Origin of the sequence: Pseudoduganella lurida, assembly GCF_007830455.1 — a bacterium.
GTDB lineage: Bacteria > Pseudomonadota > Gammaproteobacteria > Burkholderiales > Burkholderiaceae_D > Rugamonas > Rugamonas lurida.
The window spans coordinates 680,668-687,826 of sequence record NZ_VLLB01000002.1; the positions used below are offsets into that span (position 1 = coordinate 680,668).

Annotated in this window: 5 protein-coding genes; 1 reads left to right on the top strand and 4 read right to left on the bottom strand. The window is 66.0% G+C overall.

Translation table 11 applies throughout. The annotated features are described in order from the left end of the window. Positions 1-1,251, bottom strand: a complete 1,251-nt coding sequence (locus IP91_RS09495) for a XylR family transcriptional regulator (protein WP_145648673.1) — start codon at positions 1,249-1,251, stop codon at positions 1-3. A 56-nt stretch (positions 1,252-1,307) separates the two neighbouring features. Further along, entirely contained in the window at positions 1,308-1,568 is a 261-nt protein-coding gene (locus IP91_RS09500; RefSeq protein ID WP_145648674.1) for a hypothetical protein, read from the bottom strand. 14 nt (positions 1,569-1,582) lie between these two features. Between IP91_RS09500 and IP91_RS09505 the strand changes: the two genes are divergently transcribed. After that, positions 1,583-2,683 carry an NADH:flavin oxidoreductase/NADH oxidase gene (locus IP91_RS09505; protein ID WP_145648675.1) on the top strand — a complete coding sequence of 367 codons (1,101 nt, stop codon included), beginning with the start codon at positions 1,583-1,585 and terminating at the stop codon, positions 2,681-2,683. Positions 2,684-2,824: 141 nt separating this feature from the next. On the opposite strand, the gene IP91_RS09510 is transcribed toward IP91_RS09505, so the two are convergent. Both IP91_RS09510 and IP91_RS09515 read right to left on the bottom strand, forming a co-directional pair. Next, a complete protein-coding gene (locus IP91_RS09510) occupies positions 2,825-5,878 on the bottom strand; it encodes a TonB-dependent receptor (RefSeq protein ID WP_145648676.1) in 3,054 nt (1,017 codons plus the stop codon). Positions 5,879-6,614: 736 nt separating this feature from the next. Further along, positions 6,615-7,159: flagellin (locus tag IP91_RS09515; protein ID WP_259772447.1), on the bottom strand; the 545-nt coding region annotated here is incomplete at its 5' end.

Genomic DNA, 7,159 nt, shown 5'->3' on the forward strand with positions numbered 1-7,159 from the left:
TCACGCTTTCATCCCGGCGTAGTCGCGCGCATCGGCATCGCCGCCGCTGCCGCCGCGGAACGCCAGCGTGGTTGGCGCGGCCTCGGTGCGGGAGCGCTCCTGCCAGGCGCGCGGCGTGCAGCCCAGCTCCCGCTTGAACACGGAGTGCATGTACTGGCTGGAGGTGAAGCCGCAGCGGATCGCCACGTCCGTCAGGTTGCAGTCACCGCGCGCCAGGATGCCGGTGGCCGCTTCCAGCCGCAGGCGCAGGATCTCGTCATGCACGCTGCAGCCCAGCTCCTGCCGGAAGTAGCCTTCCAATGAGGAGCGCGAGATGCCCACGTAGTCCGCCACCTGGTCCGTCTTGATGCCCTGGCAGGCGTACTGGCGGATGAAGTGGCGCGCCCGCATCACGTGCGGATGGCAGCCGCTTTCGTGCTTGCTGGAGGCGAGCACATTGATGCCGGCCGGCGGCACCAGGATGCGCGTATCGGCCAGCCGCACGCCGTGCAGCATCTGGTCCAGCAGGTGGGCGGCGGTGCGGCCCATTTCCTGTGCGCCCTGGATCACGGAGCTCATGGGGATGCGCGTGAGCATGCGCGCCAGCGGATCGTTATCGATGCCGATGACGGCCACCTGCTCCGGCACCTCGATGCCGGCCAGCGCACAGGCCTGCATCAGCTGGCGCGCCCGCGCATCGGTGACGGCGATGACGCCGACCGGCTTGGGCAGGCTGTGCAGCCAGGCGATCTGCTGCTCGACCGATTCGTTCCACTGCGAGGCGCTGGTGCACTGGCCGCGGTAGATCTCGGGCGCCAGCTTGTCGCGCACCATCAGCCGCGAGTAGGCTTTCTCGCGCTCCTGGGCCCAGCGGTTCTTCTGCGCCTCGGGCAGGCTGAACATGGCGATATTGCGCAGCCCCGCCTCGATCAGGTGGTCGTAGGCCAGCTTCACCAGCTTGAAGTTATCGGTGGCCACGTACGGGATGCCGGCCGGGTAGTCGTCCGGGTTCTCGTACGAGCCGCCGACGGCCACCAGCGGCACGCTCGTGGCCGTGAGCGCCCGCGCCACCGTGGGGTCGTCGAAATCGGCGATGATGCCGTCGCCCTGCCAGTCCTCGATGCCGGACAGGCGCAGGCGGAAGTCCTCTTCCAGGAACAGGTCCCAGGCGGTGCGCGTCCCGGCCAGGTAGGCGGCGATCCCCGTGATCAGCTCGCGGTCGTAGATCTTGTTCGCGTTGAAAAGCAGCGCGATGCGGTGCGTCTTCGGCATGTGGTGTCTCCTCCATGCTCCGGATTTTTTATCCGGATTTGTATTTGGTTGCGCTATCAAAGCGTCTGGACCAATTGTAATGGCGAAGCGGTCGTCGCGGCGCCATATGTTGCATTTTGCGCATCGCCGCGCAACACTTCAAGGCTGAAAATCACCGGCCGGGATTGCGTTTTTCGGGAGGCTGTGATGGGGCTTGCGGCGCGATTTCTGGCAGCCTCCAGCAAGGATTGCGGGGCGCGGGTATCATCCTGGCAGCGACGGTCCCGCCCGGTCGGCACGGTCGCATCGTCAGGCAACTGCCCTCTTTCCGCATCCATTTCAAGAATCGAACATGTCAGCACTCTTTACCGAATTCAAGCTCAAGGACGTTACCCTCCGCAACCGCATCGCCGTCCCGCCCATGTGCCAGTACAGCGCCATCGACGGTTTCACCAACGACTGGCACCATGCCCACTACGCGGCGCTCGCCCGCGGCGGCGCCGGCCTCGTGATCGTGGAAGCCACCGGCGTCGCGCCGGAAGGCCGCATCACCCCCGGCTGCACGGGCCTGTGGGACGATGCCCAGGTCGAAGGCATGGCGAAGATCGCCGCCTCCATCAAGGCCGCCGGCGCCGTGCCGGGCATCCAGATCGGCCACGCCGGCCGCAAGGCCAGCGCCAACCGCCCATGGGAAGGCGACGACCATATCGCCAACGATGCGCCGGGCGGCTGGCAAACCATCGGCCCGTCGCCCATCGCGTTCGGCAAGAACCTGCCGAAGGTGCCGCAGGAGATGACGATCGACGACATCGAACGCGTCAAGGCGGACTTCGTGTCGGCCGCCATCCGTGCCCGCGATGCCGGCTTCGAATGGCTGGAACTGCACTTCGCCCACGGCTACCTGGCGCAGAGCTTCTTCTCGCCGCACTCGAACCATCGCACCGACCAGTACGGCGGCAGCGCCGAGAACCGCGGCCGCTTCCTGTACGAGACGTTTGCCGCCGTGCGCGAAGTGTGGCCGCAGAACCTGCCGCTGACGGCCCGCTTCGGCGTCATCGAGTTCGACGGCCGCGACGAGGAAACGCTGGCCGAATCGATCGCGCTGGTGAAGAAGATGCGCGAGGGCGGCCTGGACATGCTGAACGTATCCGTCAACTTCGTGATCCCGGAAACGAACATCCCCTGGGGCCCGGCCTTCCTGGCACCGTACGCCGAACGCGTGCGCCGCGAAGCGGGCCTGCCGGTCGCTTCGTCGTGGGGCATCGACGCGCCGAAGAACGCCGAGCGCGTGGTGGCCGATGGCCAGATGGACCTGGTGATGATCGGCCGCGCGCACCTGGCCAATCCGCACTACCCGTACCGCGCCGCGCAGGACCTGGGCGTGCAGAAGCCTTCATGGGTGCTGCCGGCCCCGTATGCGCACTGGCTGGAACGCTACGCGCTGGCCGAGTAAGGTTTTCAGGCGCCCGGCCACATTGGCCGCTCCCGCGTGCATCTTTCCTGTCGACCCTGCAGGCAGCGGTCGTAAAAAAGCCGCGCCCCTTGCGGGAACGCGGCAGCTGCCTCATCACAAGGATCGATCGTCGTTACGGCATCAGAACTTGTACGTCAGCCCCACCACCGCGGAGCGGCCCGAGTGCACGTACAGCAGCGTGTCGTTGCGCTGGGTGTCGCGGCCGTAGCGCAGCGGTTCGTCCGTCAGGTTCTGGCCTTCCAGCGAGATGCGCAGGTTCGGCGTGAGCTGGTACGAGATGCTCGCGTCGATATTGGTCATCGGATCCACGGTGGTGAAGTCGTGGCCCTGCACGTCGCCCTGCACCGCGTTCAGGTAGCTGGAACGGTGCGCCAGCGAGGCGCGAGCGCTGAACTTGGCATCCTCGTAGTACAGCGTGAGGTTGTGCGCCTTCGGCGACAGGCCCGTGAAGTTGGCCTGCAGCGTGAGCTGCTCGTTGGCCGCCGTCGACGGGTTGTCCACGCGGGTGATGTAGGTGATCTTCGACTTCACGTAGGTGTAGTTCGCCAGCAGGCCGAAGTTCTTCCACACGCCCGGCAGGAAGTTGAACGGCGCCTGCAGGTTGAACTCCAGGCCGTTCAGCGGGCCGCCCGGCGTATTCACCTTGCGGCTCACCACCACGTTGTCGCCCGGCTGCGTCGGGCAGCCCGGCGTGCCGCCCGTGATCGAGCAGCCGCTGAAGATCAGCAGTTCGTTCGGCAGGCCCAGCGTGTTGTACGGCACGCGGTCGGAGACGGTCTGGATGAAGCTGTCGATCTCCTTGCGGAATACGCCCAGCGACACCATCGCGCCCTTGTCGTAGTACCACTCGGCCTGCAGGTCGTACGTCTTGGCGCGGATCGGATCGAGGTCGCCATTGCCGATGCTGACGGTGCCGGACTGGCCGGACACAGTGGCCGATGGCGCCAGGTCCACGTACTCGGGGCGCGACAGCGTCTTGCCGGCCGAGAAGCGCAGGAACACGTCCTTCGGCAGCTGCGCCGTCAGGTTCAGCGCCGGCAGCCAGTCGCGGTACTTCTTCGTCACGTAGTTCGGCTTCAGCTGGCCGGCCACGTTGATGAGGGCCATCGAGGTCGCCTTCGTTTCCGCGCCGCGCACGCCCACGTTGCCCCGCCACGTGATGCCGGCGAAGTCGTAGTTGAAGTCGACCATGCCGTACAGCGCATTGATCTTCTCCTCCACGCTGCGGTTGGCCTGCGTGAGGAACGCATATTCGGAGCCCGGCACCGCCGAGCAGTGGCACTCGATGTCGTAGATGGCGCGCAGCTTGTCCAGGTCCACCGCCGCCCACGACGACGGCACGCTCGCGCCCAGGCCCTTGCCGAAGCCGGAGATCTGCTGCGAGATGTCGGCCACCGTCACGCCGGCCGGCAGGGTCAGGCCATTGCCGCCGGAGCCGATTTCCACATTGCTCCAGCCGTTCTTGCGGCCCGAGAAGCCGGCCTTCAGCACCAGGTTGTCGTTGACGTCGAAGGCGCCGTTGATCTCGGTGGTGCGCAGCTTGTTCTGCGTGTTCAGGAAACGGCCCACGAACTGGCCGTGCAGCGTGCCGTCCACTTCCTGCGGCGCGAAGGAGAAGCTGTTCGGGTTCGCCACGTCGATGCCGAAGTTCAGGGTCGGCACGTTGCGGTTGTTGCGGAAGTCCCAGGAGAAGCCGTCCACGTTCGGCGCGTCGAACTGCACGGTGGCGCGCATCGGCTCGTCCAGCTCCGAGTTCGACGTGCCATGCAGGAAGTTGACCTTGAAGCGGTCGCTGAAGCGGTGGCTGCCGGACAGCACGTGCTGCTTGAAGGTCGTGGTGTACACGTCCAGCAGGCCTTCGGTGCGGATGTCCACGTCGTTGAACTTGCCGTAGTCCCAGCTGCCGTTCTCGTTGAAGTGCGATTCCAGGATCGACGTCTGCGCCTTGCCGTTGGCCGTGGCCAGCGCGCGGCCGAACGAGATCGCCGAGATGTAGTTGTCGTAGCGCTTGTTCTCGAACTTGCCGTACATGAGGTCCAGGTTCACTTCCGTGTCCTGGTTGGCGCGCCATTGCAGCGAGCCGGTGATGCCGGTGCGTTCGTAGTCCGTCATCGAGCGGCGATAGCGCGGGATGCGCGGGTGGAAGGCGCCGGAACCGGGGGCCGGATTGGCCACCGTGCCGCCGTAGTTGTCGGTGCGGCCCATCACGTCGTTGTAGGTGGCCAGGTTGCCGGTGCGCGGCACGCCGAAGCCGCAGTTGGCCGCGTTGATGCCCTTGACGGGATTGCTGGCCGGGTTCTGCGTGGCGGCGCCGATCGGCGAGCAGAAGCCGTTGTCGGCATTGGCGGACAGGATGTCGACGGCCTCGTAGCCCTCTTCCTGCGCGCGCCGTTTCGCGTAGGCGCCCGAGACCAGCGCGCCGAACTTGCCGTAGGCCGTGTCCCAGCGGTCCGAGATCAGGCCCGTGAAGCGGGGTTGGGTCTTCTTCGACAGGTCGTTGTAGAACTCCTGCGCGCCGACGGTGATCGTGCGGTCCTTGAAGTCGAACGGCCGCGCGGTGCGCAGGTCGACGGTGGCGCCCAGCGAGCCTTCTTCCACGGCCGCCTCGGAGGTCTTGCGCACTTCCAGGCTGTTGAACAGCTCGGAGGCGAACACGGAGAAGTCGAAGCCGCGCGAGCGGTTGGTGCTGCCGTTGATGTCCGAGGCGCCGGTGGCCGCCACGCCTTCGATGCCGTTGATGCGCACGCGCGTGAAGCCCGCATTCAGGCCGCGCACGGTGATCTGCTTGCCCTCGCCGCCATCGCCGCGCGCCAGTGCCACGCCGGGCACGCGCTGCAGCGACTCGGCCAGGTTCGCGTCCGGGAACTTGGCGATGTCCTCGGCCTTGATTACGTCGACGATGCCGTCGGAATTCTTCTTGGTGTTCAGCGCGCTGTTCAGGCTGGCGCGGAAGCCCGTGACGACGATCACGGTCTGGTCCTTGTCGCTCTGCTGCCGGGCCGCCGGCGCGGCGGCGTCCTGCTGTGGCGAGGCGGTCTGCTGTGCCTGCTGGGTCTGGTCGGGTGCTGCCTGCGCTGCTTCCTGTTGCGCGTGAGCCTGTGCGGCCAGTGCCGCAATCGCGAAGGCGATCGCCGTCGGCCGCAGGCGCCGTCCTTGGTACCGTGTGGATCTCATGTCTCATCCTTCTGTTGTTATATAGACGCCCCTTGTCTCCCGGGGCCATCTGATCTTAGGAGGAATGTCTTTTTGTAAGTCACGGGCGCTGCCAAACACTCACGTAGTTGAGCTGAAGTACGTAGGTAATAAGCTATTCGACGGGACGATGTGGGATTTGAGCAACGGATGCGGCCGGGGCGAACCGTGCCGGGTCGGCATGGTCGGCGTCGCCGTTGCCCGGAGAGAGATGGAAGATGGTAAAGCTGCGGCAACAGTGGTTGCCGCATGAACTTTGTCAGCGCAACGGCCGCGCGATCACTGGCTCGGGTTTGCGATCGGCCGGTTCGGCAAGCTGGCCATATGCCGGCATCGCCTCGCAGAAAGCCACTTCGATATCGGCCCAGGCGTGCACCAGCGCCGTCCAGCAGGTCAGCCCGCGGGCGTGCGCGGCAGGGTCTGCATGGATGCGTCGTTATCGTCGAGTCGTACATAGCCGGTCATGGTACCTCCTGTGTGGGTGCACAGGGTCGCGCTTTGCGGGCGCGGCGTCCGTTAGGTTCCGCACGCTGGGCAGGTGCCGCTGGTGGCGTTGGTGACGGTGGTGGCGCTGGTGTCCGACATCATTCCCGCCACGGCATCGGTTGCGGCCATCGGCAACGCCCGGGAATGGTCAGGCATCAGTTCTTACCACGCACGTAAAAAAACCCGGCCAGGTTGCCCCGGCCGGGTTTTCAGAAAACTACCTCGATGTCGTTTAACGCAGCAGGCTCATCACGCCGTTCGGCAGCGAGTTGGCCTGGGCCAGCATCGCGGTGCCGGCCTGCTGCAGGATCTGGCCGCGCGTCAGGCTGGCGGTCTCGGCAGCGAAGTCGGTGTCGACGATGCGGCTCTTCGAGGCCGACAGGTTTTCCGTCGTTGCCGTCAGGTTCGAGATCGCCGACGAGAACCGCGACTGCAGGGCACCGAAGGCAGCGCGCTGCGTGTTCACCGTGGCCAGCGCGGCATCGGCGATCTTGATGGCTTTCTGGGCACCGTCGAAGTCGGAGATGTCCAGGTCCGCCACCGCCTGCAGCGTCGACGTCGCGCCGCTGGCCAGGCCGGTATCGTCCGTCACCTTGAAGGCGCCTTCCGAGTCGTACGAGATCTGGCCGTTCACCAGCGACGAGCCGCCGGTCGCTTTCAGGTCCACCGGTGCCGTCGTGCCGCCGGCATTGTCGTACGACGACACGTTCAGGTTCGCCGTGTTGTCGGTGTCGCGGGCGTTTTCGATCTTGATGTTCGCGCCGGACGAGTTCGTCA

Bases quoted from the DNA above. Each gene is read 5' to 3' on its own strand.
- IP91_RS09505 (WP_145648675.1), top strand. From the start codon at position 1,583: ATGTCAGCACTCTTTACCGAATTCAAGCTCAAGGACGTTACCCTCCGC.
- IP91_RS09495 (WP_145648673.1), bottom strand. From the start codon at position 1,251: ATGCCGAAGACGCACCGCATCGCGCTGCTTTTCAACGCGAACAAGATC.
- IP91_RS09510 (WP_145648676.1), bottom strand. From the start codon at position 5,878: ATGAGATCCACACGGTACCAAGGACGGCGCCTGCGGCCGACGGCGATC.
- IP91_RS09500 (WP_145648674.1), bottom strand. From the start codon at position 1,568: ATGGATGCGGAAAGAGGGCAGTTGCCTGACGATGCGACCGTGCCGACC.